The following is a 26337-nucleotide window of genomic DNA, read 5'->3' on the forward strand; positions in this document are numbered from 1 at the left end:
CCCTGAAGGGGGAGCTGTCGGCGAAGCCGACTGAGGGGGAAGTCGTTGCTGAGCCGGCAGGCGCGACGGCGGTTGAAAACGGCCCCCCTCCGGCCCTCCGGGCCACCTCCCCCAGAGGGGGAGGATCTCGATGACCTTCATTCGCGAGGACTTCCGCGAGATCCTGCGCCTGGTGCGTCCCGGCGCGCGGGTGCTCGACGTCGGCTGCGGCGAGGGCGCGCTGCTGGAGCTGCTGACCCAGCAGAAGGACGTCGACGGCCGGGGGCTGGAGATCAGCGCCCATGGCGTGGCCGCCTGCATGGCGCGGGGGCTGTCGGTCGTGCAGGGCGACGCCGACCAGGATCTTGACCACTTTCCCGACAAGACCTTCGACTACGCCGTGCTGTCCCAGACCCTGCAGGCCACGCGCAATCCGCGCCACGTGCTGGACGAGCTCTTGCGCATCGCCGACCGGGCCATCGTCTCGTTCCCCAATTTCGGCCACTGGCGGGTGCGCTGGTCGCTGATCAGCCGGGGCCGCATGCCCGAGACCAAGGCCTTGCCGATGCCCTGGTGGTCGACGCCCAACATCCACCTGTGCACCCTGGCCGACTTCATGGCCCTGACGCAGGACCTGGGCGTGCGGGTCGACGCCAGCGCCGCCTTTGCCGGAAAAGGCCCGGCGCGCGCCATCGACCCGACCAAGGCGATCGAGAACTGGCGCTCGGAGACCTGCCTTTTCCTGCTCAGCCGCGGAACGCCCGCTGAGCGTGTGGAACCGAGCGCCGTTTCAGGCGATCTTCTGATCCCATGAAGCTGCGGCTGATGACCTACAACGTCCACCGTTGCGTGGGCGGCGACCGCAGGCTCGACGTGGAACGCTTGGCCGAGGTGATCTCGGCCCACGAGCCCGACGTCGTGGCCCTGCAGGAACTCGACGTCGGCCGGCTGCGCACCGGCCATGTCGACCAGGCCCACCGCTTGGCCGAGCTCCTGAAGATGGGCTTCCACTTCCATCCGGCGATGACGGTGGAAGAAGAGCTCTACGGCGACGCCATCCTCACCCACCTGCCCGAGAAGCTGGTCAAGTCGGGCCCGCTGCCGTTCTATCGCGCCGTGCCGGGCCTGGAGCCGCGCGGCGCCCTGTGGGTCGAGGTGATGGTCGGCGACACCCCGGTGCAGATCATCAACACCCACCTTGGTCTGATCCCGCAGGAACAGAAGCGCCAGGCCGCCGCCCTGGTCGGCGAGGCCTGGATGGCGTCCGATCGCTGGAAGGCGCCGGGCGTGCTGCTGGGCGACTTCAACGCCACGCCCTATTCGGCCACCTATCGCCTGCTGAAGGCCGCCGCGCGCGACGCCCAGAGCGTCTCGGCCGGCTGGGCCAAGGCGCCGACCGCGACCTTCCCGTCGACCTTCCCGTTCATGCGCATCGACCACGTGTTCCTGACCAAGGGCCTGAAGACGCTGAACGTGTTCTCCCCCTACGACGCCCTGGCCCGGGTGGCCTCGGATCACCTGCCGCTGGTGGTGGACCTGGAGATCGAGGCGTGAAGGCCCTCTCTCTTTGAGAGAGGGGTTTCAGAGCTGCAGGTGCTCCGGCGGCGGGGGCGGCGGGGCCGTCAGCCTGGCCAGGTCGTGCTTCAGCCGCTTGCGGCGGCCCCAGGGGCGCCAGGCGTCGTCGGGGGCGATGGCGTCGCCCAGGCTCCAGTCGGCGACGAACTTCTTCATCCCCTTCAGCGGGGCCGCGCCCACCGGCTCCAGCCGGCGCGGACCGGTCCTGCCGTCCAGCGCCTCGATGGCGGGGCCAAGGCCGCCGTGCTCGATGAAGGCTTCCAGCACCAGCTCCGTTTCGACCCCCAGGAAGTGGCCGATCAACCGTCCAAGGAAGGCGGCGATGGCCAGGCGCTGGTCCTCGTCGCGGGCCTCGAAGCCGATGTCGCACTCGGTGTCGAGGCCGATCGAGCGGTTGTTGAGGTTGGCCGAGCCCAGCCGCAGCACCCGGTCGTCGGCGATCGCCACCTTGGAATGGACGATGATCGGCGCGCCCTTGGGCGTGCGGGCGCTGAAGGCGAAGAAACGGCCGTGGACGTCGACCTCGCGCAGGCGGTTGATCGCCGCGGTGCGGGCGCTGTCCATGGTGATCTGGTCGAAATAGCTGGGGCTGCGGGCGGGGCCCACCGTCACCACCTCGGGCCCGTCCGGTTCGGCCAGACGCTCGGCCAGGGCTTCGACCACGATCGGCGAGGTCAGGTACTGGTTCTCGATATAGATCAGCCACTGGGCGGTGCGGATCATCTCCAGGTGCAGCAGCAGGCACTCGTTGATCTCGGCGTCGCGTCGCCAGTGCGGCTGGGTGCGGGCGATGGCCACCGGCAGGCGGCGCAGCAGCGGCGCAAGGTGCTCGGGCCAGGGGGCGACAAGCGGGCGCTCGGGCGGATCCAGGGTCTCGCCCGTGGCCTTGCGCCAGCGCTCGGCGAACAGTTCGGCCAGGGCCCCGGCGACCGGGCCGTCGACCAGGGCGGCGACCTCGTGGCGGGCCGGATAGTGGTGGCCGGTGGGCAGCCGTCGGCGCGGGTCATTGTCGAGGTGGGCGGTGGTGTCCCAGCGGTCGACGCCGATGTCGCCGCCGCTGACGAGAGCCGTGACGCCGTCGACCACCACCACCTTCTGGTGATGGCTGGCGCTGGCCGGCAGGGTGTTGTCCAGCCGGTACTTGACCTTGGAGCCGGCGAAGAACGCCGCGCCGCGCTGCGGGCCGAACAGCTGCGAGGCGGCGATCGGGAATGGCATGTCCCAGGCCAGCACCCGCACGTCCAGCGCCGGGTTCAGCGCCGCCTGCCGGCGCAGCAGCAGGCCGATGCGGTCGGCGTGGACGGGATCGCGGCTCTTCTTCACCCGGTCGGGGTCGAGCCTCGTCAGCGGGTCGAACACCCAGGCCAGGATCCAGATCGAGTGCCTGGCCGACAGCAGCAGGGCCTTCAGCGCGTCGAAGGCCTCGTCGTTGTCGATGAACAGCGCCAGGCGTTCGGCGGTCTCGACCCGCCAGCAGGTCGAGCCGGGACAGAAGACGGTTTCGATTTGCGCCATGTCGCCCCTACGCCCGTACTGTCACTTGAAACGCGCGAGGCAGTGTAAGGCTCCGCTTGTGGCCGCGGCTTGTCCTAAATCATCCCGCGGGTGAGAGGGTGATCGATGTCGCTGCGTGGTCCTCGTCCTTCGACAAGCTCAGGATGAGGACCAGGGAAACGCCAGGGCGACTTAAAAACCTGACCCTGAGCCTGTCGAAGGGCGAGGTTTCGTCTCAGGTCTCGAATGCTCAGCCGGCGATGGCGGCGGCGTCGCGCTCGCCCGTGCGGATGCGCAGGGCCTGCTCCAGGTCGAGCACGAACACCTTGCCGTCGCCGATCTTGCCGGTGTTGGCGGTGCGCTGCAGGGCCTCGATCACCGCGTCGGCCACGTCGGTGGGCACGGCGATCTCCAGCTTGACCTTGGGCAGCAGCTTCACCTCGTACTCGGCGCCGCGATAGACCTCGGTCTTGCCCTTCTGACGGCCGTAGCCGCGCACCTCGGTCACCGTCAGGCCCGAAGCGCCGGCTTCCGTGACCGCCTCGAGCACGGCGTCCAGGCGGCTGGGCTTGATAACGGCGACGATCATCTTCATGGCGCGAATTCCCCTCTACGCGGCCGGTTACGGCTTGGTCGGCGACTCAAGGCTAGGCCCTGGCGCCACAGCTTCCAATAGTATTCCGGTCCTTACGGTTCCCGGCGCCTTTCGAACAGGCGCCACGCCGGCGGGCGCGGGCGGCATGACCGGGGCGAACACCCGGGCGCGGGCCCGGCTGCCACGCGGCTTGACCGCGAAGGTCTGCTTGACGGCCTCCATCAGGATCAGGCCGGCGAAGCGCGGCCACAGGCGTGCGCCGACCTGCTCGAAGCCTTCGGCCCAGCCGACGGTGAAGCCGGCGGGCGGCGCATAGAGCGCGCGGGTCCAGCCGGCGGGCTCCAGGTCGGCCTCGCGCAGCAGGTTCTCCAGCTGGCTGCGGCTGAACGGGCGGCCGTGGCCGAACGGGGTGCCCTCGGCGCGGGCCCAGACGCCGTCGCGCGAGGCCACGGCGACGATCAGCCGGCCCGACGGCGCCATCACCCGCCACAGCTCGCGCAGCACCGCCGACGGGTCGTCGGCCTCCTCCAGCGCGTGGACGGCCAGGATCCGGTCGAACATGGCGTTGGGAAAGGGCAGGGCGGTCTCTTCGACCAGGGCGGCCTGGTTGCGCTCGCCCACCGGCCAGACCTCGACCCCTTGCGTCGCGGGCATGGCCGCCACCACCCGGCGGGCCTTGGCGCGGCACTCGTCGAGGAAGGGCGTGGCGTAGCCCAGGCCCAGCACGTCCAGCCCGTTGGCGTCGCCCCAGGCTTCGGCCACCTTGCGGCCGAGCATCTCCCGCGCCACCCGGCCCAGCGGGGCGGCGTAGAAGGCTCTGAGGTCGAGCACGTCGCGGCGCATTGTCTCTCCGTGGCGTCGAGGCCATCTATGTAGGCGGGCGAATCCTCCGCGTCACGCCCGCCGACCCCCGTCCGTGACCGAGGCTGCTCGCATGCCGCTGCAAATCCACCAGTTTCCCTGCCTCTCCGACAATTACGGCTTTCTCGTGCGCGACGTGGCGACGGGCAAGACCGCCTGCATAGACACGCCGGAGGCCGACGCCATCCTGATGCAGCTGGAAAAGCTGGGCTGGGGCCTGGACTTCATCCTCAACACCCACTGGCATCCCGACCACGCCGGCGGCAACGAGGCGGTCAAGGCCGCCACCGGCGCGACCATCGTCGGCCCGCAGGAGGTGACCCGCATCGCGCCCCTCGACCGCGTGGTGGGCGGCGGCGACGTGGTCGAACTGGGCGAGACCAAGTTCGCCGTCATCGACAGCGGCGGCCACACGCTCGGCCACGTGGCCTATCACGACGCGGAAGGCGGCGTGGCCTTCGTCGGCGACACCCTGTTCGCCCTGGGCTGCGGCCGGATGTTCGAGGGCGATCCCGAACAGATGTGGGCCTCGCTGTCGCGGCTGGCCGACCTGCCCGACGACACCACCGTCTACTGCGCCCACGAATACACCGCGTCGAACGCCCGCTTCGCCCTGTCGGTCGACAGCGATCCGGCCTTGAAGGCCCGCACCGAGCAGGTGTTCGCCGCCCGCGAGCGCGGCGAGGCCACCGTGCCCACCACCATCGGCCTGGAGAAGGCCACCAATCCGTTCCTGCGCGCCCCGGCGCTGCGGCCGGGCCTCGCGCCCGCCCAGGCCTTCGCCGAGATCCGCGCGGCCAAGGACAGTTTCAAGGGATGAGTACGATGAGCGTTGCGGGGATTTCGGGCGACCTGGGCCCCAAGGAGATCGTGCGCCTGCTGAACATGCAGCCCCACCCGGAGGGCGGCTGGTACGTGCGGATGTTCGAAGACGCGCCGAACGCCGAGGGCCGTCCGGCCTCGACGGCGATCTACTACCTGCTGGAAGCCGAGCAGATGTCGGCCTGGCATCGCATCGACGCGGTCGAGGTCTGGCACTGGTACGCCGGAGCCCCGATCCGCCTGACCCTGTCGCCGCCCGACGGCGTGGGCGCGACGCCCCACACGCTTGGTCCGGACCTGCGCGCCGGCTGCCGCCCGCAGGTGGTGGTGCCGGTCGGCTGGTGGCAGACGGCCGTGTCGCTGGGGGCGTGGACCCTGGTCGGCTGCACCGTCGCGCCGGGGTTCAGGTTCGAGGGCTTCGAGCTGGCCCCGGAGGACTGGCGACCGAAGGTTTAGGGGCGAGCCAAAGATCCTCCCCCTCTGGGGGAGGTGGCCCGGAGGGCCGGAGGGGGGCCGTTTTCAGCTTCCGCGAAAGCTGACCGACTTCCCCCTCAGTCGCTTCGCGACAGCTCCCCCTTCAGGGGGAGCATCTTTACCGCCCCTTCCACTCCGCCCTGGTCTGCCCCCACACCTCGTTGGGCAGGTCCTGGTACGGCGCGGGCAGAGGATGCGGTCCCCGGTTCTTCGACCCCAGCCGCGCGGCCACCTGCTGCGAGGGCGTGTTCTCCGGGTGGATGCAGTGGATCACCTCGTCCCAGCCCAGGTGGTCGAAGGCCCAGTCGATGGCGGCCTGGGCGGCCTCGACCGCATAGCCCTTGCCCCAGGCACTGCGCAGCAGGCCCCAGCCTACCTCCGTGCCGGGCCAGCCTTCCGGCCGCCACGGACCGATGCGGCCCACCCACAGGCCGGTGTCCCTGGCGATCAGCGAGAACATGCCGAAACCGTTGATCGCCCACGAGCCGGCCATGCTGGCCATGCCGCGCCAGGCGGCCTCGCGGGTCTGGTAGCCGCCGATATACTGGGCGGCTTCGGCGTCGCCCATCAGCTGCCCCCAGCCGTCGAGGTCCTCGGCGGCGGTCGGACGCAGGATCAGGCGGGCGGTCTCCAGCGTGGGACCTGGGGCGATGGCCATTGTCGTTCCTCCCGTTGTGCGAAAACCTCGTCCTTCAACAGGTTCAGGATGAGGTTTTCGAATGTCGTTCGGTCGCCCTCATCCTTAGCCTGTCGAAGGATAAGGGGCGGCTTCTCAGATCACGCAGGCTTCGAGCCCGTCGCGGCGCACCGTACCCGAGGCCGCGCCGATCCGGCGCGAGCGCTTCTGGACGTAGCGGCCGGGCTTGACCGCCTTCCACTTCAGGGGGCTGGGCAGGATCGCCGCCAGCCTGGCCGACTGGGCCGGGGTCAGCTTGGCGGCGCTGACGCCGAAATAGCGCTGGGCGGCGGCCTCGGCGCCGTAGATGCCGGGGCCGAACTCGATGGAGTTCAGATAGACCTCCATGATCCGCTGCTTGCCCCAGCCCACTTCGATCAGCACCGTGAACCAGGCCTCCAGGCCCTTGCGCAGGTACGAGCGGTCCGGCCACAGGAAGACGTTCTTGGCGGTCTGCTGGCTGATGGTCGAGCCGCCGCGCACCTTCTTGCCCTTCTCGTTGTTCTCGTAGGCCTTCTGCAGGGCCTCGACGTCGAAGCCGTGGTGCTCGCAGAAGCGGGCGTCCTCGGCGGCGATCAGGGCGCGGGGCAGACTGGGAGAGACCTTGCTCAGCGGGCGCCAGCGGTGGTCCCAGCCCTTGCCCTCGACGGCGCGGATGACCATCAGCGGCGTCGCCGGCACCGGCACGAAGCGATAGACCATCACCGCCAGGATCGGTCCGGCCACCAGCACGATGAACAGCGCCAGGAAGATGTTGCGCAGCAGAACTTTCAAAACTTGGGCGCCCCTTGCCTTGACCTTGCGGCCGGATGCTAACCAACGAGGAAGACAGCCGATAGGGCGCGTTGGTTAGGGAGGCCTTGATGCCAGATTCAGTGAGCGTGTCGCAGGCCGTCGCCGCGCGGTTCTCGGCGCGGGCGTTCAAGCCCGACCCGGTGCCCGGCGAAACGGTGCGGGCCATCCTCGAGGCTGCCGCCCGCGCGCCCTCGGGCGGCAATCTTCAACCGTGGAAGGTGCACGCCGTCGCCGGCGAGGCGCTGGCGCAGTTCAAGGCTATGGTCGCCGCGCGGCTGGGCTCGCCCGACGAGGCCCAGTACGCCGTCTATCCGGCCAATCTCTGGGAGCCGTTCCGCACCCGCCGCTTCCAGGTGGGGGAAGACCTCTACGGGGCGCTGGAAATCCCGCGCGAGGACAAGATCGGCCGCCTCAAGCAGTTCGCCCGCAACGCCGAGTTCTTCGGGGCGCCGGTGGGCCTGTTCTTCTCGATCGACCGCAACCTCGGCCCGCCGCAGTGGTCGGATCTGGGCATGTTCATGCAGACGGTGATGCTGCTGGCGACCGAACGGGGCCTGGCCACCTGCGCCCAGGAGTTCTGGTCGGCCTATGGCAAGCTGTCGGCAGAGTTCCTGGGCCTGCCGGACGATCACATGGTGTTTTCCGGAATGGCGCTGGGCGTCGCCGACGAGGCCGCACCGGTGAACCAGTGGCGCTCGCGGCGGGATGATTTCGAAGCCTGGGGCGAATTGCGGGGGTTCTGACCAGATGCTCCCCCTGAAGGGGGAGCTGTCGCGGAGCGACTGAGGGGGAAGTGAATGCGGCGCTTCGGCAGCCGCTTCCCCCTCCGGCCCTTCGGGCCACCTCCCCCTTCAGGGGGAGGATCTCAAAGAAAAAGCCCCGGCCGTTTCCGACCGGGGCTCTTCGTCACATCGGGGTAGCGACCGCTCAGGCGGTCTGCTTGACGCCGGCTTCGGCCAGCCACTCGACGATCTTGCTCTTGGGCATGGCGCCGACCTTCATCGAGGTCATCTGGCCGCCGCGGAACAGCATCATGGTCGGGATGCCGCGCACGCCGTAGCGGGCGGGGGTCATCTGGTTCTCGTCGATGTCGATCTTGGCGACCACGACCTGGTCGGCGAGCTCTTCGGAGATCTGCTCCAGGGCCGGGGCGATCTGCTTGCACGGGCCGCACCACGTGGCCCAGAAGTCGACGAGCACGGGGCCCTCGGCCTGCAGGACGTCTTGTTCGAAGGTGGCGTCGGTCACCGCAACGGTGCTCATGGTCTGGCTCCTGGCTGGCGCGGCGGGTCGGGGGGATCGCGGCGCTAAATTGATAACAGTGACGGTTGCGACCGCCTCTTGATCGAAGATGTAGGCGCGGGGGGCGCGTCCGGCAATAACTCAGAAGAGGCGCGAAAGCGCCGCGGCCCGCACGTTTTCTGGAACGGCCATCAGTTTGGGACCGTCCGTCCACACGATCGCCGCCTCGATCCGGCGGCCCGGGAAGATCTCGGCCAGCACCGCCGCATAGACGGCCATCTGCGACAGATAGGCCGGATCGGCGTCCTCGATGCGGTCGGGCGAGGGACGGTTGGTCTTGTAGTCGACCACCAGCACCCGCTCGGGATCCACCACCAGCCGGTCGACCCGGCCCGAGATCGCCATGCCCGGCGGCAGCGCCGCGGCGGCGCCGGCCAGCGAGGCCTCGGCGCGCGAGCCAGGGCCGAACACGGCGGCGAAGCGATCGTCCTCCAGCACCCCGAAGGCGGCGGCGGTCATCTCGGTGCGCTGGGCGTCGGTCAGGTCGCGTTCGGCCGCCAGCAGGCGCGCGGCGGCGGCGCGGCGCCCGGCCGGGGCGATGTCGGGCAGAAGCTGCAGCAGCCGGTGGATGATCTCGCCGCGGCGATAGCGGCCCAGGCCCTCGATCTTCGCCAGGGGCGAGGGGGCGGAGCCGACGGCGTCCTCCTCGGCCTCCAGCGCCGAGGGCGCGGCCCAGCGGGCCCCGGCCGAAACGGGGGCCGCAGCCCGCCGCGCCCAGTCGGGCAGGGTGGCGGGCGCCGCCTCGACCAGCTCGGCCGCCGGCGGGGCGGGCAGGGGATCGGGGCCGTAGCGGAGGATCCCGCTTTCCGCGTCGATCGTCCGCACGTCGCCCTCGACCTTGGCATGGGCGAAGGCGGCGCGGGCGGCGGCGTACCAGCCGCCGACGTTCTCGTCCTTGGTGCGGGCGTCGATGCGGCCGCACAGCACCAGCCGATCTCGGGCCCGGGTCAGGCCCACATAGAGCAGGCGATAGGCCTCCTGCTGGGCCTTGTCCTCACGCAGCTTGCGCGCCGCCGCCGAGGCCTCGCAATCCGCCTTGCCCGAGGCGCACCACAGGAAGCCCTTGCCCTCGGTGGCCAGCAGCGGCGAGCCGCGCGCCCCGCCCTTCATCGTCGTCTCGGGCAGGAAGACGATCGGCGCCTCCAGGCCCTTGGCGCCGTGGGCGGTCATCACCCGCACCTGCCTGCGCACGCCCTCCATCTCGCGTTTGACCACGATGTCGAGCGCCGCGAACTCGGCCACCAGGGTCTCGAGGTCACGCACGCCGCGCGCCTCGGCGTTGGTGATCTGGGCCAGGAACTCGTCCAGGGCGTCGGCGGCCTCCTCGCCCAGGCGGGTGAGGGCGCGGGCGCGGTTGCTGACGTGGTTGGCGTCCAGCTTGCCCAGGAACAGGGCGTAGAACTCGTAGGGTTGCCGCCGGCGACGGGCGGTCAGCGCCCAGTCCAGCAGGGCGTGGGCCTCGCGCCAGGCCGGACGCTCGTCGGCCCGCGCCGACAAGACGCCCCACAGCGTCCCCTTCCGCCCCTTGGCCAGGGCGTAGAGGTCGTCGTCGGTCAGGGCGCAGAACGGGCTCTTGAGCAGCGCCGCCAGCGTCAGGTCATCGTCCGGGAACAGGCAGAAGCGGCCCAGCGCCAGAAGGTCGTCGAAGACGATATGGGCCGACAGCGACAGCCGGTCGGCGCCGGCCACCGGCACGCCGCGTCGCTTGAGGGCCCGCAGCACCTCCTCGAACAGCGCCTTGCGCCGCCGCACCAGCACCAGCACGTCGCCGTAGTGGGCGGGGCGCCAGACGCGGGCGTCCTTGTCGAAGACGGCGTCGCCGCGCTCGACCAGGGCCTTGATCTCGGCGGCGATCTTTTCGGCCAGGCGGCGGTTGGCGCCCTGCTCGGTCTCGACGTCCAGCGGCGCGTCCCAGGCCTCGCGCTCGGCGGCGACCGGTTCGCGCTCCAGCGGCCACAGGTCCACGCACCCTGGATGGTCCTTGCGGAAGGCCACGTGGGCGGGGATGTCCTCGCCGGTGGGGGCCAGTCCCAGCCGCGCGTCGGGCGCCTCGAACAGGGCGTCGACGAAGTCCAGCACCTGCCGGGTCGAGCGGTACGAGGTCGACAGCGGCACGGACTTGCCCACACGGCCCACGGCCTCGATGCGGGCGATGTAGCCCTGCGTCTCGATCAGCAGGCGCTCGGGCTGGGCGCCCTGGAACGAATAGATCGACTGCTTCTCGTCGCCGACGATGAACAGGGTGCGTCCGTCGGCCGCCTTGCCGTCGCGGCTCGGCGCCCCGGCCCCGGCGAAGAAGTCCTCGGTCAGGGCCGACAGGATCTCCCACTGCTCGGGGGCGGTGTCCTGGGCCTCGTCGAGCAGGATGTGGGACACCCCGCCGTCCAGCTTGTAGAGCACCCAGGCCGCGTCGACCTTGCGGGTCAGCAGGTCGCGGGTCTTCTCGATCAGGTCGGAGAAGTCGAGGGCGCCGTGGGCCTGCTTCTGCGCGATGAACTCGGCCAGATAGAGCGCCGCCAGCCGCATGGCCGCGACGCTGTCCTCGGCCACCTTGGCGGCGCGCAGATATTCGCGGGCCTCGCCCAGCCGCTCCTGCTCGGCCAGCAGCCGCTCGCGCAGGTCCTCGCGGCTCTTCAGGCCCGAGGTCCTGCCCGGCCAGGTGGCCGGCGTGCCGACGCCCTTCTCGGTGAACAGGACCGCCAGGGCGTCGTCGAGCGTGGCGGCGGGATTGGTCGCCACCGCCCGCATCTGGTCGGCGCACTTGACGTCGGTCTTGCCGCCGCCCGACAGCACGTCGGCGACCGAGCGCCAGAAGACCGGGTCCAGATCGTCCATGGCCTGGGCGGCGATCTCCTCGGCGGTGGTCGGCTCGGGAAAGCCGCAGACGTCCCAGATGTCGGCGATCACCCCGTCCAGGCCGCCGGCGCGGTCCAGATAGGCGGCGATGTTGGCGCGCTGGTGCTCGAAGGTGGCGAACATCGCCTCGAACGAGGCGAAGTCCAGGGCCACCGAGAAGCGGGCATAGGCCTGCGAGAATTCGTTGTCGGTGGCGGTGACGAAGGCGGCCAGCTTGTGCAGGGCGGCCTGGGCCACGGCGGCCGAGGCGCCGTCGTCCATCACCTCGAAGCCGGGCGAGACGCCGGCCTCGATCGGAAAGCGCCGCAGCAGCTTCTCGCAGAAGGCGTGGATGGTCTGGATCTTCAGGCCGCCGGGCGTCTCCAGCGCCTTGGCGAACAGGCTGCGGGCCTTGGACAGGGCCAGGGCGTCGAAGTCGCTTTCCGGGCGGTCGACCAGGCCGGCGATCTCGGCGCGCAGGGCCTCGTCGGGCGTGACGCACCACTTGCCCAGGCGGTCGAACAGCCGGTGCTGCATCTCGGCGGCGGCGGCCTTGGTGTAGGTCACGCACAGGATCGCCGCCGGCTCGGCGCCGCCCAGCAACAGGCGCGCGACCCGGTCGATCAGGGTCTTGGTCTTGCCCGAACCGGCGTTGGCCGTGACGAAGGCCGAGATGGCCGGATCGGCGGCGAGGCGTTGGGGGTCGATCATCAAGATCCTCCCCCTGAAGGGGGAGGTGGCCCGGAGGGCCGGAGGGGGAAGGTCCTTCTGAGTTCGAGCAAGCCACGGACGGAAGCAGTTGCTTCCCCCTCCGTCGGCTTCGCCGACACCTCCCCCTTCAGGGGGAGGATCTGGATCGCCGCCCTCATTCCCCGTCCCCTTCATCCCCGCTGGTCGACCACTCGAACACCCGCGCCAGGTGCCCATAGTCACCCGCGTGGTCGTGCACGAACTGCGGCGCGGTGCGCGACAGGTAGGGGCGCTCGGGGTCGTCGTATTTGCGGATCAGCTCGACCAGGCCGTCGAAGGCCTTGCGGGCGGCTTCCTCGCTTTCGGGACCGGCGGCGGCGCGGGTCTGCTCCTCGCCGGCCGGGCGGCGGCCGGTGACGCGCACATAGGTCAGGTCGCCCGGCGCGCGCGGGCCGATGTCCTTGAAGCCGCCGTTCTGCAGGATGGCGGCCGTCAGGGTCAGCTGCGGCGAGAAGCCGGTGTCGACCTGCTTCTGGCTGGGGGCGGCGCCGGTCTTGTAGTCGAGGATGTGGGCGGCCGCGCCGTCGCGGGTGGGCTCGATGCGGTCGGTCTTGGCCGTCAGGGTGAAGGGGCGGCCATTGACCTGGAAGGTGATCTCGCCTGCGGCTTCGACGACGATCTTCTGCGCGCCGACGCGGCGGCGGGCCTCCAGGTCCATGACCCACAGGGCGGCCTCGCGGGCCAGGGCGCGCTCGCGGGCCAGGGCCGAGGGCGGCATGCCGGCGGCGACGAGCTCGGCGATGTAGAGGCCCTCGAAGATCTCCGCGCCGTTGGCCGGCAGGGCGTCGGGATAGGTCAGGGCGAACACTTCGAAGGCCGCGTGGATCGCCGTGCCCCGCGCGCGGGCCTCCACCGGCTCGTCCGGCCGGTCGATGGGGTAGAGCTTGAGGATGTCGCGCGCCCACACCGCATAGGGATCGCGGGTCAGGGCCTCGACGCGGGTGACGGCCATCCTGCGCGGGCGGTCCTCGACCGGCGGGCAGGGGGCGGGGCGCTTGACCGGGGCGTAGGGGCCGGGGGCGTCCAGGGCGCGGGCCCAGTCGAGCACGTCGCCGCGCTCGGTTAGGGAGAGGCCGGCGCCGCGCGCCAGGGTCTTCATCCGCCACAGCCAGCGGCTCTCGACGGCCGGTGCGCCGCCGCGGCGCTGGCTGTGCACCAGGATCACGTCGGGAGCGCTGGCGGCCTGGGCGAAGTCGTGGGCGGTGAGGCCGATCTTGCGCTCGGGCGGCGGCAGGCCGAGCTTGCCGCGCATCGGCCGCGACAGGAACGGGTCGATCGGCGCGGCCTGCGGCCAGACGCCTTCTTCCAGCCCGGCCAGGATCAGCCGGTCGGCGCGGACCAGGCGCGCTTCGATGGCGCCCAGCATGCGAAGCTGCGGGTGGGTGGCGCCGCCGACGCGCAGGGTCTCCTCGTCGACCAGGCGGCCCAGCAGGTCGAGGAAGCCTAGCGGATTGGTCGGCGGCAGGGCCTGGCCATCGTCGATCAGGGCCGAGATCAGCGCCGCCAGGGCCTCGCCGCCCGAGCCGGCCCACAGGGCCGAGGGCTCGACCAGGCTTTCCAGCGCCTTGGCCAGGGCCTCGGCGGCCAGATGCGGCGGGGCGACCGGGCCGGCGGCATAGGGCGCACAGGCGATGTCGACGGCGGCGTGGATGCGGCGGGCCAGGTCCACGGCCTCGGGGTGCTCGGCGATGCGGCCTTCCAGGGCGGCGGCGTCGATGGGGGCGGGCCCGCGCAGGCCCTTGAGCTCCAGCGTCCGCGCGGCCTCGTCGGCCTTCAGCAGCGGATGCTTGGCCACCGACAGCAGGCCGACGGGGTCCAGCGGCGCCAGCACCAGATTGGCCAGCTTGCGAGCCAGCACGGCCGGGGCCGAGGCCGCCAGCGGCGCGCCGGCCGAGCTGTCGGGAACCACGCCCCAGCGGGCGAGGTAGAGACCTGCCCGGCGGGCCAGCTGCTGGTCCGGCGTGACGAGGGCGGCGGTCTTGCCCGGCGTCTCCAGCGCTTCGCGCAGCAGGAGGGCGCAGGCCAGGGCCGCCTCCTCCTCGCCCGAGGCGTTGACCAAGGAGAGGCCCGACAGGCCCTCGGCGATCGGGTCGAGGCTTTCGGACTCCGCGCGCAGCTTGGCGATCTGGGCCAGCCAGTCGGCGGTGGCCTCGGCCGGACGCAGGGCCTCGTTGACCAGGCGGCGGCGCCAGCGGCCCCGGCTGTCGGCCTCGTTGCGCCAGCGGCGCACGACGCCGCGGTCCACGCTCGCGCGGTGGAGCAGGCGGCGCATGGCGCCCTGCGGGTGCTGCTCTCCGACCTGGTCCCAGGCGTCGCTGGCCAGGTCCTCGTCGAGGCCGGGCAACACCACATGGCCCTGCGGCGCGCGCGAGACGGCGATCAGCAGGTCGGCGGTGGCCGGCGCGGTGCCGGTCGAGCCCGCGGCGACCAGCACGCCCGGCGGCGGGTTGGCCATCCATTGCTTGGCCAGTTCCCGCAGCAAGGCCACGCGGCGGGCGCTGACGTCCATCAGGTTCAGGTCGGAGAGGCGCGCGCTCCAGCCCTCGACCATGGCCCGGATGAAGCGGGCCGAGACCTGCCAGTGGGCGGCCAGATCCCCGTCGGCCAGGCCGTCGAGGCGCTCGATGATCGGCGCCTCCTCGATCTGGCAGCTGTCGAGCAGGTCGGACACGGCTTTCGCCATCTCCAGGGCCTGGCCGGCGCTGGGCGGGCTGTCGAGCAGGGAGGCGTTGTCGTGCACCAGGCGCGCCAGCTCGAACCGGCGACGACGGCTGGAGACGGCGGGCGGCAGGTCGAGCGCCAGGTCGCCCGGCTCGAACGGCGGCTCGCCCTCGTCGAGGTCGCCCAGCGGACGGATCTGCGGCAGCAGCACGGCCCGGCCGCCGTTCACCGCCAGGAAGGCGTCGGCCAAAGCCCGCGCGCCGCGCCGGGTGGGGGTCAGCAGCGTGGCGTGCGACAGGGCGTCGGGGCCCAGGTGCGCCAGGCGCTCGACCAGGCCGGCGGCCACGTCGTCGACGAACGGCCGGTGGGCCGGGATCGAGAACCAGCCGGATCCGGCCAGGCCGCTCATTGCGCCAGCTTCGCCTCGGCCTCGTCGCGCGCGCCGGGATCGCCGACATGCATCCAGAAGCCGTCCATCACCACGCCATGCACCCGGCCCTGCGGCGCCAGCTTGCGCCAGATGGTCGCCAACGAGAACGCCCCGTCGGGGCCGTCGTCGACCAGGCCCGGCTTGCAGATGTGCACGCCCATGTAGGCGAAAGGCGCGCTGACCGCCTCGCCGCGGAAGGTCAGGGCGCCGTCGTCGGCCAGGAAGAAGTCGCCGGCCCCGTCGAAGCCCAGCGTGCGGTCCAGCCGCGCCAGCAGCAGGCAGACGTCCATCTTTTCCGGATCCCAGGCCTGGGCCAGGCTGTCGATGGCGGGGGCGCCGTCCTGCGTCCACACGGAGTCGATGTTGGCGACGAACACCGGCTCCTCGCCCAGCAGCGGCCGGGCCTTGCGCAGGCCGCCGCCGGTTTCCAGCAGCTCGCCGCGCTCGTCGGAGATGACGATCTGCGGCGCGCCGGTGCGGGTCTTCAGGTGGGCTTCCAGCCGGTCGGCGAAGGCGTGGACATTGACCACGGCGGTCTCGACCCCGGCGTCGGCCAGGCGATCGAGCATGTGGTCGATCAGGGTCCGGCCGGCGACCTCGACCAGGGCCTTGGGCCGGTCGTTGGTCAGGGGGCGCATGCGGGTGCCCAGGCCGGCCGCCAGCACCATTGCCTTCTTGGGGGCTTTCTTCGGAGCGGTCATGCGCGGGTCTCCGCCGGCACGTGGGCGTCGAACCAGGCCTTCAGGCCCGCCAGCGCCGGATCGGCCAGGCAACTGTCGAGATAGCGCCACAGGCGCGGCATGAAGCTCTCGTACTTCGGCTTGCCGTCACGGGTGACCAGGCGCGCGAAGATGCCGAGGATGCGGGCGATGTTGAGCGCCCCCAGCGCATGGTAGTCGGCCAGGAACTGGGTGCGGTCGAGATCCGGCCTGGCGGCGAGATAGCGGTCGAGGCCGCGGGCTTCGATTTCCGGCGACACGTCGCGGCGGGCGTCGTGCAGCAGCATCGAGAAATCCCAGGCCGGGTGGGCGACCACGGCGTCCTGGAAGTCGATCAAGCCGACGCGGGCCGGGCCCTCGCGCTCCGGCAGCCACAGCAGGTTCTCGGCGTGATAGTCGCGGTGGCAGAAGACGGAGGCGCCGGCCTCGGCCCGGGCGCGGATCGGCGTCCACAGCGCCTGCCAGTCGGCCAGGGCGGTTTCGTCGAAGGTCACCGGCTTCAGCTTGGGCAGCCACTCGACGAACAGGTCCTGGGCCATCTGCAAGGCCAGGTCGTCATAGGTCAGCAGCGGCCAGGTCGAGCCGCCGGCTTCCAGAACCGCCGGGGGCTTGGCCGCGTGCAGGGCGACCAGCGCGTCGACGGCGGCGTCGTACATCAGGGGCTCGTCGCCGCCATCGGCGATTACCGTGGCGTAGAGGTCGTCGCCCAGGTCTTCCAGCACGGCCAGGCCCAGGGCCGGCTCGGCGGCCAGCACCTCGGGGGCGGAAAGGCCCTGGGCGCGCAGCCAGCCGGCCACGGCCACGAAGGCGTCAACCCGGCCGGCGGCCAGGCGATAGGCGGCGTTGAAGCCCAGGGCGCGGCGCTCGTCCGGGGTGGCGCCAGGCGGGCAGGGGGCGGTCTCCAGGGCCGGCGGCTGGTCCATGAAGATGAAGGTCGCGTCGCCGCGATGGAGGCGCTCGTACGAACGGGTCGAGGCGTCTCCGCCCAGCGGCTGGCGGCGCACGTCGCCATAGCCGTGGCGGGCCAGGAAGTCGGCCTTCAGGGTCTCGCGATCAGAGCTCAAGCTTGCGTTCCTCGAAGGCGCCGAAGGGGGTGATGCGGACACGGCGGGCCTCGCCGGCCGTATCGTCCAGAACGGGCTGGATTTCTACATCGAGTCGGTGCGGGGGCAGGCGGCCCTCCAGGCGCTGGGGCCACTCGATCAGGGCCGCGCCGTCCTCCAGCGCCTCGACGAGGCCGATCTCGTAGGCCTCGTCCGGATCCTCCAGGCGGTAGAGGTCGAAATGGGCCAGCGGGAACTCGGCGGCTTCGTAGAACTGCACCAGGGTGAAGGTCGGGCTGGGCACCTCTTCCTCGGGCGAGGTCAGGGCGCGCACCAGTGCCCGGGCCAGGGTCGACTTGCCCGCGCCGAGCGGGCCGTAGAGGCACAGGGCCGCGCCGGGAAACAGCACGGCGGCCAGCCGCGCGCCAAGGGCCTGGGTGGCGGCCTCGTCGGGCAGGTCGATTTCGAGGGAGGCGGCGCCCCCGGGCGCCTGTGGCGTAGACATCGCGCCAATCTAGAGTCCCCCGCGCGGGCCTCAAGCGGCTTTCAGGAATTTTGCCGTCGCCGGGGCGCGCGCGGCGTCCTATCACCAGGAGAACAATCCCGAGAGGATCGGTCGAGATGAAGAACTGGAAGCTGTGGGCCGGCCTCGTCGCCGTGGTCGTGGTGATCGGCGCCGGCTGGTGGGCTTGGTGGAACTTCGAGCTGCGCTGGCGGCCCAAGACCATCACCAAGAACCAGGCCGAGATCGCCAAGATCCTCGAAGGCTCGGGCTGGGTGTCGCCGGGCCTCAAGGGCCCCAAGCTCTACATGATCAGCTTCCGCACCTGCCCCGATTGCGTCCGCTTCAAGAAGGAAGAGTACCCGCGCCTGCACAAGGCCGGGATCGACACCCGCCTGATCGAGATCGCCCGCGCCGACCGCAACGGCGTGCCGAAATCGACGCCGGTCGAGCGCGCGACGGTGGCCGAGCTGTGGATCAACCGCTCGTGGGAACTGTCGGAGACGTGGGACGCCACCCCCGTCGACGCCTGGACGGCTCCGGGCCTCAAGCCCGCCGACGGCGACATCGCCCGCACCGCCGTCATCGAGGCCGGCCGCAAGTCGGTCGAGGACCTGGTCCCGCTGCTCAAGAAGAACGGCGTGAACTTCGCCTATCCGCTGCTGGTCTGGTGGACGCCCGACGGCCAGATGAAGGCCTGCGCCTGCGAGCGGCGCGAGACTTACAGGTTCGTGAGGAAGGACCTGGGGGTTTAGATTTCGGGCTTGAATTGAGCCCGCCGTTTCCGTCTCGTGGCGGGCGAGTGAAGCGGAGTTAGAGCGTATGCGTCGGCTGTCCCTGGCGATTTCCCTGGTCCTGGCCCTGGCTGGGGCCAGCGCCCATGCGGCGCCGGCCGTCGCGGCCCCCGCCGATCCCGCCCTCGGCGAGCTGGGCAAGACCGACCGTCGCGCGCCCTTTCCCAGGCAGATGCAGGGGCGCTGGCGCGAGGCCGGCGATCCGTCCGTCGAGCTGATCGTGTCTGGCGGGGAGATCGTCTGGCAGGGCCGGGTGGTGGACTACGACAGCAAGGAAGTGACCCAGGAAGAGGGCGGGCTGACCGTCACCCTCGAGGTCTGGGGCTGGGAGCGGCAGGAGGCCCTGAAGCGGAGCATCACCGGCCTGGTGATCACGCCGGAGGGCGAGTTCCAGATCTTCAATCCCAAGTTCGCGGCGACCTTCGAGCGCCGCTAGGGGCGAAACCCTCGTCCTTCGACTGGCTCAGGATGAGGGTTTCGACTGCGGCTCGGCGCCGGCATTGGTCCTCACCCTGAGCGCGTCGAAGGGCGAGGACCACGCGTCGTGGATCAGAAGATCTCGAACAGGCCCGCGGCGCCCATGCCGCCGCCGATGCACATGGTCACCACGCCCAGCTTGGCCTTGCGGCGCTTGCCTTCCAGCAGCAGGTGGCCGGCGCAGCGCGCGCCGGTCATGCCGAACGGGTGGCCGATGGCGATCGAGCCGCCGTTGACGTTGTATTTCTCCGGATCGATGCCCAGGCGGTCGCGGCTGTAGAGGCACTGCGACGCGAAGGCCTCGTTCAGCTCCCAGATGTCGATGTCGTCGACCTTGAGGCCGTGGCGTTCCAGCAGGCGCGGTACGGCGAAGACCGGGCCGATGCCCATTTCGTCGGGCTCGCAGCCGGCGATGGCGAAGCCCTTGAACAGGCCCAGCGGCTCGAGGTTGCGACGGGCGGCCTCCTTGGCCTCCATCACCACCACGGCGGCCGCGCCGTCCGATAGCTGGCTGGCGTTGCCGGCGGTGATGAAGTTGCCCGGACCCTTGACCGGCTCCAGCTTGGCCAGGCCTTCGAGGGTGGTTTCGGGACGATTGCACTCGTCCTTGGTGACGACGTAGTCGACCAGGCTCTCTTCCTTGGTCTCCTTGTTGACCACCTTCATCTTGGTGGCCATCGGCACGATCTCGTTGTCGAACAGGCCGGCGGCCTGGGCGGCGGCGATGCGCTGCTGGCTGCGCAGCGAATACTCGTCCTGGTACTCGCGGCTGATCCCGTAGCGCTTGGCGACGATGTCGGCGGTGTCGATCATCGCCATCCACAGCGCCGGCTTTTCCTTCATCAGCTTGTCTTCGGTGATGTGGAAGCGGTTCATGTGGCCGCCGCCCTGCACCAGCGAGATCGACTCCACGCCGCCGCCGATCGCCACCGGGGCGCCGTCGTTGCGGACGTAGTTGGCCGCGGTCGCGATGGCCTGCAGGCCCGACGAGCAGAAGCGGTTGACGGTCTGGCCCGAGGTGGTGACCGGCAGGCCGGCCCAGATGGCGGCGTTGCGAGCCACGTTCATGCCGGTGGCGCCTTCGGGGCCGCCGCAGCCCAGGACGACGTCTTCCACTTCCGGGCCGTCGAGGCCGGCGCGGCTGACGGCGTGCTGGATGGCGTGGCCGGCCATGGCCGCGCCGTGGGTGTTGTTGAAGCCGCCGCGATTGGACTTGGCCAGGCCCGTCCGGGCGTAGGAGACGATGACCGCTTCGCGCATGGCGCTTCTTCCCTGTTTAAACGTTAGTTTGAATTGCCGGCACCGTAGGCCGGAAATTCGCCGGGGGGAAGATCACGTAAGCGTAAGGCGTGAGGCTCAGCGCAGGATGGTCGGGGCGTCGGGCAGTTCGTTCCGGTCCTCGCCGCCGGCGCGCGGCGCGTGCTCGGCCAGGATCGCTCCGGCGCGGCCGACGGCGGCGACGAAGCCGTCGGCGGTCCGGCCGGCCTTGAGGCCCGCCACGAGGTCGGCGACGACGCCGGACCAGGCGTCCTTGGGGGCCAGGCCATGGACGCCCTCGTCGGCCAGCACCTCGACGCGGTGCTCGGCCAGGGCGGCGAAGATCAGCACGCCGGTGCGGCCTTGCGTGGCGCGCAGGTCGCTGGACAGGAAGTAGTCCATGGCCGCGCGCCGCACGCGTTCGGCGTCGCTCTCGCCGGTGGGCAGCCGCGCCCGCAGCGGCGGGATCGACAGCACGGCGGCGGCCAGGGCGAACACGGCCGCCTGCAGGGTCAGGTAAACCAGCAGGGCCGACAGGATCGCGCCGTCCTGGGCGGCGGCGTGGCCGACGCTCCAGCCGCCGAACAGCCGGGTCAGCCACTCGGGGCGCAGGCCGGCCAGCAGGCCGAAGGCCGGCAGCAGCAGGGCCGCGCCCGCCGCCCAGGCCAGGATGGGGGCGGGACGGTCGGGCTCGATGCGCGGGGCCAGCACGCAGCGGATCTCGCCGATCGTGCCGGCTTCGGCGGCGCGCACGGCGTCGGCGATGCGCAGCTGGTCGGGGCGGGAAAGAATGTCGCTCATCACCAGCTCCCCGAGGATCCGCCGCCGCCGAACGAGCCGCCGCCGCCGGAAAAACCGCCGCCGCCGCCTCCGCCGCCGCTCCAGCCGCCTCCGCCGCCGCGATTGCCGCCGCCGCTGGTCAGGGCGTTGATCAGGATCCAGGGCATGGCCTCGCCCATCGCCGCGCCCAGGCCGCTGCGTCGGCGGCGACGGCCGAACATGCCGCGCAGGATCATGACGACGACGATGAAGACGATGAAGATCGCCACGACCGGCACGCCGCCGCCGTCGTCCTGGCGTTCGGCGTCCGCCGCCTGGGCGACCTGGGCCCTGGCCTCGCCGTCGGGCAGCGACAGCTGCTTTACGATGGCGTCGGTCCCGGCGACGATGCCGCCTTCCATGTCGCCGGCCTTGAAGCGGGGCAGGATGGCGCTCTGGATGATGACGCTGGACAGGGCGTCGGTCAGCACCGGCTCCAGGCCATAGCCGACCTCGATGCGGACCTTGCGCTCGCTGGGGGCCACGATCAGCAGGGCGCCGGTGTTCTTGTCCTTCTCGCCGATCCCCCAGGCCCGGCCAAGCTGGTAGCCGTAATCCTCGATCTCGTAGCCCTGCAGGCTGGACAGGGTGGCGACCACCAGTTGGCGGCCGGTCTGTTTTTCCAGCGTCGCCAGCTCGTTAGTCAGCTGCTGCTCGGCCTGGGGCGACAGGATGCCGGCCTGGTCGACGACCCGGCCGCTCAGCGGCGGGAAGGTCGGGGCGCTGAGGGCGGCGGTGGCGAGGAAGAGGACGAGGAGAAAGGCGAGGGGAACAGCCAGCCAGCTGCTCCCCCGTGCAACGGGGGAGGGGGACCGCGAAGCGGTGGAGGGGGCGGCGGCGCGCACGGCGCTCCGTCCCTCGCCCCCTCCGTCACCGCGCCGATGGCGCCGCGCCACCTCCCCCGTTGCACGGGGGAGGTGCAAGGCCGCGACAGCCGTCACCCTAGTGCGCCGGGGCCGGCTGGGACGGGGCGGCGGGCGCGGCCGGGGCGTCGAAGCTGACGGTCGGAGCGGCCTGGGCTGCGGCCGAGGCCTCGAACAGCACGGCTGGCTTCTGGCCGCCATAGACGGTCTTGGCCCAGAGGATGGTCGGGAAGGTGCGCAGGCTCGTGTTGTAGACCCGCGCGGTCTCGTTGTAGTCGCGCCGCGCGATGGTGATGCGGTTCTCGGTGCCCTCCAGCTGGCTCTGCAGGGCCAGGAAGTTCTGGTTCGACTTCAGGTCCGGGTACTGCTCCTGGATCACCATCAGCCGGCCCAGCACGCCGGTCAGCTGGTCCTGGGCGGCGGCGTACTTCTGGAAGGCGGCCGGGTCGGTGATGGTCGAGGCGTCGACCTTGACCTGGGTGGCGCTGGCGCGGGCCTGGGTCACCGAGGTCAGGACGTCCTTCTCCTGGGCGGCGTAGCCTTTCACGGTGGCCACCAGGTTGGGGATCAGGTCAGAGCGACGCTGGTACTGGTTCTGCACCTCGGCCCAGGCGGCCTTGGTCTTCTCGTCCTGGGTGGGGATGGTGTTGATCCCGCAGCCGGCCAGGGTCACGGCCAGGGCGGCGGAGGCAAGGGCCAGGCGGGCCGGCGAACGCAGCTGCGACATGAAGGCTCCCTCGTAAGGCGGCTGGCGGCCGCCGATCGCATTTATATGGCCCCGTCTCCGGCTCTCGTCATCCGCGTATCGGATTAACTCGCGTCCATCAGCGGCTTAACTTCCTCTTGAGGAGACAGGCGCAGGATCGCCGCCATGGTCCTGATGGTCGCCTTCGCCCTGGTCGGAGCCTTGCTCGGGCTCTTCTGGCGCCCCCGCTTCGTGGGGGTGGTCATCGCCGTGGTCGCGGCCGGGGCCGTGCAGGGCGTGGCCGCCTGGTCGCTGCAGATCCTGTCGCAGCAGGTCAATCGCGAGCACCTGCTGGTCCAGCTGCACGCCATCTTCGGCGAAAGCGCCATCGACTTCGCCGGGCCGGTGCTGGCCGCCGCCGTCGGGGCGGTGTTCGCCGCCCTGCTGGGCGGCCTGACCGACGCCCGCCGCCCGCCGGTGGTGGTCACCGCCGACGGCCTGCGCCGCAAGGCCGGCAAGGACGGCCGCTATGCCCGCATGGAAGGCATGGTCCAGGACCGCGCCATCCACGCAAAGGCCGAGAGCCGGATCGACTCCATCCTCGGGCTCTGAGGGCGCTTGTTCCAGGCCCGAAAATCCCAGTTTCGATAAAATATGCGCACGCGAACAAAAACCGGCTTGCGCGATTTCTGAACGCTGATATCTAAGCAGTGCTTAGTTCGGTCGCGCGACGCTGGTGGGGATACCGGCGTCCACATCCCACGCGGCCGAGCGGCCAGTAGAGCTTACGCCGCGATCATCGATCTTTCCATCATCCCCGAAGCTGGAGGGCTTTGTCCATGAAGCTCCGCGCCCTGGCGGCTGTCGCCGCCCTGTCCGTTTCCGCGCTCGTCGCGGCCCCCGCCCTGGCCGATGGCCGCCTGGCGGTCACTCTCGAAAAGCCCGTCCTAGCCAAGACCAAGATCGTCGCCGGCGGCGCCGTCTTCGTCTGCGAGGATGCGGCCTGCGTCGCCACCTCGGCCCCGTCGCGGGCCCTCAGCGTCGCCTCGTGCAAGGCGCTGGCGAAGGAGGCCGGCCGGGTGTCGGCCTTCGGCGGCGACGCCAAGGCCCTGGCCGCCGAGGAGCTGGAGCGCTGCAACGCCTCGGCCAAGGCCGCCTGATCTCTCTTTTCTAGTAAGGCGTACCCAGAGGCTTTCCCTTCTCTGGCTGTTTCCTCGACCATTCGCCTGACAGGGCGGCGGAGCGCTTCCGCCGCCCTTTTTCTTTGCCCCGCCTTTACGTCTTCGTCCGCGCAAGGATTAGATATCGCCATGACCCAGCCGCTGACCGTCCAGCTCGAAGACGCCCTGCGCCAGGCCGCTGGCGCGGACGCCGCGCCCGTTTCGCTGACCATCGACTATGCCGGGGCCGGCGCGGTTTCGGCGCGCGGCTGGATCGAGCGGGCCACCCGCAGCCTGGTGTTCGCCCAGGCCGAGGCCCGCACCGCCGACGGGATCCTGGCCGGTGCGGCCTCGGGCGTATTCCGCCGCGTCAACGTCTGACGGATAAACACATTTTTTCGCGAACTTGGCCGAACACGATCACCTCGGCTTGGTTGCGACTGCGAACACCCCGTGTTATCAGGCGCCGGGCTTCGGGAAGGGCAGCGTGAAAGCGCGGGCCGCCCGTGCGCTTTTCTCAAGCGCTAACAAGTCTTTAAGCCGGGGAGAGGGGGGAGCTTCTCTTCCGCGGCGATTGCAACGCACACCGGGCGGAACAAGTGGCGGAAGAAACCAAGGCGACGGATGCGGGTCAGCGTTATGCGCAGTCCCTGTTCGAACTGACGATCGAAGGCGGCAACCTGGCGAAGGTCGAGAGCGACCTGAAGACCCTCAAGGGTCTGGTCGCCGAAAGCGCCGACCTGCGTCGTCTGATCGACTCGCCCGCGTTCTCGGCCGAGGACAAGGCCAAGGGCCTGACCGCCGTCGCCGTGAAGGCCGGTTTCGACATCCTGACCGCCAAGTTCCTGGGCCTGATCGCCACCAACGGCCGCTCGGCCGAACTGGTCGGCGCGATCAACGCCTTCGTGGCCCTGTCGGCCAATCACCGCGGCGTGGTCGCCGCCGAGGTCACCTCGGCCGCCCCGCTGAGCGCCGCCCAGCTGAAGGCCGTCACGGCCGCCGTGTCGAGCGCGCTCGGCCAGACCCCCGAAATCTCGACCCGCGTCGACCCGTCCATTCTGGGCGGCGTCAAGGTGCGTGTCGGTTCCCGACTGTTCGACGCTTCGGTTCGCTCGAAGCTCGACTCCCTGAAATTCGCCCTCAAGCGCGCCTAAGCGTATAACCGCGCAAAAACGTACGTACGCAGAGAGCCTCAAGAAAGAGCCCGACCCAGCCATGGATATCCGCGCCGCCGAAATCTCGGCCATCCTCAAGTCGCAGATCGCCAACTTCGGCGAGGAAGCCGCCGTTTCGGACGTCGGCCAGGTCCTGTCGGTCGGTGACGGCATCGCCCGCATCTACGGCCTGGACAACGTCCAAGCCGGTGAAATGGTCGAGTTCCCGAAGGCCGGCGTGAAGGGCATGGCCCTGAACCTCGAGCGCGACAACGTCGGCGCCGTGATCTTCGGCGCTGACGCCGAGATCAAGGAAGGCGACGAAGTCCGCCGCCTCGGCGAGATCGTCGACGTGCCGGTCGGCAAGGGCCTGCTGGGCCGCGTCGTCAACCCGCTGGGCGAGCCGATCGACGGCAAGGGCCCGATCCAATACACCGAGCGTCGCCGCGTCGACGTGAAGGCCCCGGGCATCATCCCGCGCAAGTCGGTGCACGAGCCCGTGCAGACCGGCCTGAAGTCGATCGACACCCTGATCCCGGTCGGCCGCGGCCAGCGCGAGCTGATCATCGGCGACCGTCAGACCGGCAAGACCGCCGTCGCCATCGACACCATCCTGAACCAGAAGGCCGCCAACGCCGGCAAGGACGAGAGCGCCAAGCTCTACTGCGTCTACGTCGCCATCGGCCAGAAGCGCTCGACCGTCGCCCAGATCGTCAAGACCCTGGAAGAGCACGGCGCCCTGGAATACACCATCGTCGTCGTGGCCTCGGCCTCGGAGCCGGCCCCGCTGCAGTACCTGGCCCCGTTCGCCGGCTGCGCCATGGGCGAGTGGTTCCGCGACAACGGCCTGCACGGCCTGATCATCTATGACGACCTGTCCAAGCAGGCCGTCGCCTACCGTCAGATGTCGCTGCTGCTGCGCCGCCCGCCGGGCCGCGAAGCCTATCCGGGCGACGTCTTCTACCTGCACTCGCGCCTGCTGGAACGCGCCGCGAAGCTGAACGAAGACAACGGTTCGGGCTCGCTGACGGCTCTGCCGATCATCGAAACCCAGGCCAACGACGTGTCGGCCTACATCCCGACCAACGTGATCTCGATCACCGACGGCCAGATCTTCCTGGAAACCGACCTGTTCTACCAGGGCATCCGCCCGGCCGTGAACGTCGGCATCTCGGTGTCGCGCGTCGGTTCGTCGGCCCAGATCAAGGCCATGAAGCAGGTCGCCGGTCCGATTAAGGGCGAACTGGCCCAGTATCGCGAAATGGCCGCCTTTGCGAAGTTCGGTTCGGACCTCGACGCCTCGACCCAGAAGATGCTGGCTCGCGGCGAGCGCCTGACCGAGCTGCTGAAGCAGCCGCAATACGCGCCGCTGTCGGTCGAAGAGCAGGTCTGCGTGATCTACGCCGGCACCCGCGGCTATCTCGACAAGATCCCGACCTCGTCGGTGCGTCGCTTCGAGACCGAGTTCCTGGCCCGCCTGCACAGCGCCCATCAGGACCTGCTGACCGGCATCGCCACCAAGAAGGCCCTCGACAAGGACCTGGAAGCGTCGCTGAAGAGCGCGCTCGAGGCCTTCTCGTCGACCTTCGCCTAAGCCCCCTCGGAACCGCTCGGA

Annotated in this window: 27 protein-coding genes; 12 read left to right on the forward strand and 15 right to left on the reverse strand. The window is 70.6% G+C overall.

What is annotated here, in order from left to right; all coding sequences use genetic code 11:
• Window positions 1–130: 130 nt before the first annotated feature.
• Window positions 131–793, forward strand: a complete 663-nt coding sequence (gene metW / locus ACODR1_RS14655; protein ID WP_488881103.1) for a methionine biosynthesis protein MetW — start codon at window positions 131–133, stop codon at window positions 791–793.
• Window positions 790–1533, forward strand: a complete 744-nt coding sequence (locus tag ACODR1_RS14660; protein ID WP_488881104.1) for an endonuclease/exonuclease/phosphatase family protein — start codon at window positions 790–792, stop codon at window positions 1531–1533. Before metW ends, ACODR1_RS14660 begins: the two co-directional genes overlap by 4 nt.
• Before the next feature lie 27 nt (window positions 1534–1560).
• Here the strand turns inward: ACODR1_RS14660 and ACODR1_RS14665 are convergent, their stop codons facing one another.
• The 3 genes from ACODR1_RS14665 to ACODR1_RS14675 form a co-directional block, all read right to left on the reverse strand.
• The gene (locus tag ACODR1_RS14665) at window positions 1561–3069 is read right to left on the reverse strand and encodes a phospholipase D-like domain-containing protein (RefSeq protein WP_488881105.1); all 1509 of its coding nucleotides are present in this window, start codon (window positions 3067–3069) and stop codon (window positions 1561–1563) included.
• A 229-nt stretch (window positions 3070–3298) separates the two neighbouring features.
• Complete coding sequence (locus tag ACODR1_RS14670; protein ID WP_058348648.1) at window positions 3299–3643, reverse strand: P-II family nitrogen regulator; 345 nt, start codon at window positions 3641–3643, stop codon at window positions 3299–3301.
• Between the two features lie 27 nt (window positions 3644–3670).
• Window positions 3671–4486: a class I SAM-dependent methyltransferase gene (locus ACODR1_RS14675; protein ID WP_488881106.1), complete on the reverse strand. Its 816-nt coding sequence runs from the start codon at window positions 4484–4486 to the stop codon at window positions 3671–3673.
• 91 nt (window positions 4487–4577) lie between these two features.
• On the opposite strand from ACODR1_RS14675, the gene gloB reads away from it, so the two are divergent.
• Window positions 4578–5324 carry a hydroxyacylglutathione hydrolase gene (gene gloB, locus ACODR1_RS14680; RefSeq protein WP_488881107.1) on the forward strand — a complete coding sequence of 249 codons (747 nt, stop codon included), beginning with the start codon at window positions 4578–4580 and terminating at the stop codon, window positions 5322–5324.
• The gene (locus tag ACODR1_RS14685; RefSeq protein ID WP_488881108.1) at window positions 5321–5782 is read left to right on the forward strand and encodes a cupin domain-containing protein; all 462 of its coding nucleotides are present in this window, start codon (window positions 5321–5323) and stop codon (window positions 5780–5782) included. The genes gloB and ACODR1_RS14685 overlap by 4 nt, the downstream gene beginning before the upstream one ends.
• A gap of 136 nt (window positions 5783–5918) precedes the next feature.
• Here ACODR1_RS14685 and ACODR1_RS14690 read toward each other — a convergent pair whose 3' ends face one another.
• Together ACODR1_RS14690 and mtgA are read right to left on the reverse strand one after the other, a co-directional pair.
• Window positions 5919–6458 (reverse strand): GNAT family N-acetyltransferase, encoded by a 540-nt coding sequence (locus ACODR1_RS14690; protein WP_488881109.1) that lies wholly within the window; start codon window positions 6456–6458, stop codon window positions 5919–5921.
• 114 nt (window positions 6459–6572) lie between these two features.
• The gene (mtgA, locus tag ACODR1_RS14695; protein WP_488881110.1) at window positions 6573–7250 is read right to left on the reverse strand and encodes a monofunctional biosynthetic peptidoglycan transglycosylase; all 678 of its coding nucleotides are present in this window, start codon (window positions 7248–7250) and stop codon (window positions 6573–6575) included.
• A 101-nt stretch (window positions 7251–7351) separates the two neighbouring features.
• On the opposite strand from mtgA, the gene ACODR1_RS14700 reads away from it, so the two are divergent.
• Window positions 7352–8014 (forward strand): nitroreductase, encoded by a 663-nt coding sequence (locus ACODR1_RS14700; protein ID WP_488881150.1) that lies wholly within the window; start codon window positions 7352–7354, stop codon window positions 8012–8014.
• A gap of 184 nt (window positions 8015–8198) precedes the next feature.
• Here the strand turns inward: ACODR1_RS14700 and trxA are convergent, their stop codons facing one another.
• The 6 genes from trxA to tsaE all read right to left on the reverse strand — a co-directional run bounded on the left by trxA (window position 8199) and on the right by tsaE (window position 17516).
• Window positions 8199–8534 (reverse strand): thioredoxin, encoded by a 336-nt coding sequence (gene trxA / locus ACODR1_RS14705; RefSeq protein WP_101717002.1) that lies wholly within the window; start codon window positions 8532–8534, stop codon window positions 8199–8201.
• A 120-nt stretch (window positions 8535–8654) separates the two neighbouring features.
• Window positions 8655–12119 (reverse strand): double-strand break repair helicase AddA, encoded by a 3465-nt coding sequence (addA, locus tag ACODR1_RS14710; protein ID WP_488881111.1) that lies wholly within the window; start codon window positions 12117–12119, stop codon window positions 8655–8657.
• A 154-nt stretch (window positions 12120–12273) separates the two neighbouring features.
• The gene (gene addB, locus ACODR1_RS14715; RefSeq protein ID WP_488881112.1) at window positions 12274–15228 is read right to left on the reverse strand and encodes a double-strand break repair protein AddB; all 2955 of its coding nucleotides are present in this window, start codon (window positions 15226–15228) and stop codon (window positions 12274–12276) included.
• The gene (murU, locus tag ACODR1_RS14720; protein WP_488881113.1) at window positions 15225–15950 is read right to left on the reverse strand and encodes an N-acetylmuramate alpha-1-phosphate uridylyltransferase MurU; all 726 of its coding nucleotides are present in this window, start codon (window positions 15948–15950) and stop codon (window positions 15225–15227) included. Before murU ends, addB begins: the two co-directional genes overlap by 4 nt.
• On the reverse strand, window positions 15947–17032 hold the full coding sequence (gene amgK / locus ACODR1_RS14725; RefSeq protein WP_488881114.1) for an N-acetylmuramate/N-acetylglucosamine kinase AmgK: 1086 nt from the start codon (window positions 17030–17032) through the stop codon (window positions 15947–15949). Before amgK ends, murU begins: the two co-directional genes overlap by 4 nt.
• Window positions 17022–17516, reverse strand: a complete 495-nt coding sequence (gene tsaE / locus ACODR1_RS14730; protein WP_488881115.1) for a tRNA (adenosine(37)-N6)-threonylcarbamoyltransferase complex ATPase subunit type 1 TsaE — start codon at window positions 17514–17516, stop codon at window positions 17022–17024. Before tsaE ends, amgK begins: the two co-directional genes overlap by 11 nt.
• 116 nt (window positions 17517–17632) lie before the next feature.
• Between tsaE and ACODR1_RS14735 the strand changes: the two genes are divergently transcribed.
• Together ACODR1_RS14735 and ACODR1_RS14740 are read left to right on the forward strand one after the other, a co-directional pair.
• A complete protein-coding gene (locus tag ACODR1_RS14735) occupies window positions 17633–18268 on the forward strand; it encodes a hypothetical protein (protein ID WP_488881116.1) in 636 nt (211 codons plus the stop codon).
• A gap of 67 nt (window positions 18269–18335) precedes the next feature.
• A complete protein-coding gene (locus ACODR1_RS14740) occupies window positions 18336–18743 on the forward strand; it encodes a hypothetical protein (RefSeq protein ID WP_488881117.1) in 408 nt (135 codons plus the stop codon).
• Window positions 18744–18856: 113 nt separating this feature from the next.
• Here ACODR1_RS14740 and ACODR1_RS14745 read toward each other — a convergent pair whose 3' ends face one another.
• From ACODR1_RS14745 to ACODR1_RS14760, 4 genes are all read right to left on the reverse strand, one after another.
• Complete coding sequence (locus ACODR1_RS14745; RefSeq protein ID WP_488881118.1) at window positions 18857–20044, reverse strand: acetyl-CoA C-acyltransferase; 1188 nt, start codon at window positions 20042–20044, stop codon at window positions 18857–18859.
• Window positions 20045–20140: 96 nt separating this feature from the next.
• Window positions 20141–20842: a TPM domain-containing protein gene (locus ACODR1_RS14750; protein ID WP_488881119.1), complete on the reverse strand. Its 702-nt coding sequence runs from the start codon at window positions 20840–20842 to the stop codon at window positions 20141–20143.
• The gene (locus ACODR1_RS14755; RefSeq protein ID WP_488881151.1) at window positions 20842–21639 is read right to left on the reverse strand and encodes a TPM domain-containing protein; all 798 of its coding nucleotides are present in this window, start codon (window positions 21637–21639) and stop codon (window positions 20842–20844) included. The genes ACODR1_RS14750 and ACODR1_RS14755 overlap by 1 nt, the downstream gene beginning before the upstream one ends.
• A gap of 163 nt (window positions 21640–21802) precedes the next feature.
• Window positions 21803–22450, reverse strand: coding sequence for a LemA family protein (locus tag ACODR1_RS14760; RefSeq protein ID WP_488881120.1), 648 nt, complete (start codon window positions 22448–22450; stop codon window positions 21803–21805).
• Between the two features lie 144 nt (window positions 22451–22594).
• On the opposite strand from ACODR1_RS14760, the gene ACODR1_RS14765 reads away from it, so the two are divergent.
• The 5 genes from ACODR1_RS14765 (at window position 22595) to atpA (ending at window position 26316) form a co-directional block, all read left to right on the forward strand.
• On the forward strand, window positions 22595–23020 hold the full coding sequence (locus tag ACODR1_RS14765; RefSeq protein WP_488881121.1) for a hypothetical protein: 426 nt from the start codon (window positions 22595–22597) through the stop codon (window positions 23018–23020).
• A gap of 227 nt (window positions 23021–23247) precedes the next feature.
• Window positions 23248–23568 (forward strand): DUF8200 family protein, encoded by a 321-nt coding sequence (locus ACODR1_RS14770; protein WP_488881122.1) that lies wholly within the window; start codon window positions 23248–23250, stop codon window positions 23566–23568.
• Window positions 23569–23718: 150 nt separating this feature from the next.
• Window positions 23719–23949 (forward strand): hotdog family protein, encoded by a 231-nt coding sequence (locus tag ACODR1_RS14775; RefSeq protein ID WP_488881123.1) that lies wholly within the window; start codon window positions 23719–23721, stop codon window positions 23947–23949.
• A gap of 218 nt (window positions 23950–24167) precedes the next feature.
• The gene (locus tag ACODR1_RS14780; protein ID WP_488881124.1) at window positions 24168–24722 is read left to right on the forward strand and encodes a F0F1 ATP synthase subunit delta; all 555 of its coding nucleotides are present in this window, start codon (window positions 24168–24170) and stop codon (window positions 24720–24722) included.
• Window positions 24723–24783: 61 nt separating this feature from the next.
• Entirely contained in the window at window positions 24784–26316 is a 1533-nt protein-coding gene (gene atpA / locus ACODR1_RS14785) for a F0F1 ATP synthase subunit alpha (RefSeq protein WP_488881125.1), read from the forward strand.
• Window positions 26317–26337: the final 21 nt, after the last annotated feature.

It is taken from the genome of Caulobacter sp. FG7 (assembly GCF_057808875.1).

Bases quoted from the DNA above. Each gene is read 5' to 3' on its own strand.
- metW (WP_488881103.1), top strand. From the start codon at position 131: ATGACCTTCATTCGCGAGGACTTCCGCGAGATCCTGCGCCTGGTGCGT.
- ACODR1_RS14660 (WP_488881104.1), top strand. From the start codon at position 790: ATGAAGCTGCGGCTGATGACCTACAACGTCCACCGTTGCGTGGGCGGC.
- ACODR1_RS14665 (WP_488881105.1), bottom strand. From the start codon at position 3,069: ATGGCGCAAATCGAAACCGTCTTCTGTCCCGGCTCGACCTGCTGGCGG.
- ACODR1_RS14670 (WP_058348648.1), bottom strand. From the start codon at position 3,643: ATGAAGATGATCGTCGCCGTTATCAAGCCCAGCCGCCTGGACGCCGTG.
- ACODR1_RS14675 (WP_488881106.1), bottom strand. From the start codon at position 4,486: ATGCGCCGCGACGTGCTCGACCTCAGAGCCTTCTACGCCGCCCCGCTG.
- gloB (WP_488881107.1), top strand. From the start codon at position 4,578: ATGCCGCTGCAAATCCACCAGTTTCCCTGCCTCTCCGACAATTACGGC.
- ACODR1_RS14685 (WP_488881108.1), top strand. From the start codon at position 5,321: ATGAGTACGATGAGCGTTGCGGGGATTTCGGGCGACCTGGGCCCCAAG.
- ACODR1_RS14690 (WP_488881109.1), bottom strand. From the start codon at position 6,458: ATGGCCATCGCCCCAGGTCCCACGCTGGAGACCGCCCGCCTGATCCTG.
- trxA (WP_101717002.1), bottom strand. From the start codon at position 8,534: ATGAGCACCGTTGCGGTGACCGACGCCACCTTCGAACAAGACGTCCTG.
- addA (WP_488881111.1), bottom strand. From the start codon at position 12,119: ATGATCGACCCCCAACGCCTCGCCGCCGATCCGGCCATCTCGGCCTTC.
- addB (WP_488881112.1), bottom strand. From the start codon at position 15,228: ATGAGCGGCCTGGCCGGATCCGGCTGGTTCTCGATCCCGGCCCACCGG.
- murU (WP_488881113.1), bottom strand. From the start codon at position 15,950: ATGACCGCTCCGAAGAAAGCCCCCAAGAAGGCAATGGTGCTGGCGGCC.
- tsaE (WP_488881115.1), bottom strand. From the start codon at position 17,516: ATGTCTACGCCACAGGCGCCCGGGGGCGCCGCCTCCCTCGAAATCGAC.
- ACODR1_RS14735 (WP_488881116.1), top strand. From the start codon at position 17,633: ATGAAGAACTGGAAGCTGTGGGCCGGCCTCGTCGCCGTGGTCGTGGTG.
- ACODR1_RS14740 (WP_488881117.1), top strand. From the start codon at position 18,336: ATGCGTCGGCTGTCCCTGGCGATTTCCCTGGTCCTGGCCCTGGCTGGG.
- ACODR1_RS14745 (WP_488881118.1), bottom strand. From the start codon at position 20,044: ATGCGCGAAGCGGTCATCGTCTCCTACGCCCGGACGGGCCTGGCCAAG.
- ACODR1_RS14750 (WP_488881119.1), bottom strand. From the start codon at position 20,842: ATGAGCGACATTCTTTCCCGCCCCGACCAGCTGCGCATCGCCGACGCC.
- ACODR1_RS14760 (WP_488881120.1), bottom strand. From the start codon at position 22,450: ATGTCGCAGCTGCGTTCGCCGGCCCGCCTGGCCCTTGCCTCCGCCGCC.
- ACODR1_RS14765 (WP_488881121.1), top strand. From the start codon at position 22,595: ATGGTCCTGATGGTCGCCTTCGCCCTGGTCGGAGCCTTGCTCGGGCTC.
- ACODR1_RS14770 (WP_488881122.1), top strand. From the start codon at position 23,248: ATGAAGCTCCGCGCCCTGGCGGCTGTCGCCGCCCTGTCCGTTTCCGCG.
- ACODR1_RS14775 (WP_488881123.1), top strand. From the start codon at position 23,719: ATGACCCAGCCGCTGACCGTCCAGCTCGAAGACGCCCTGCGCCAGGCC.
- atpA (WP_488881125.1), top strand. From the start codon at position 24,784: ATGGATATCCGCGCCGCCGAAATCTCGGCCATCCTCAAGTCGCAGATC.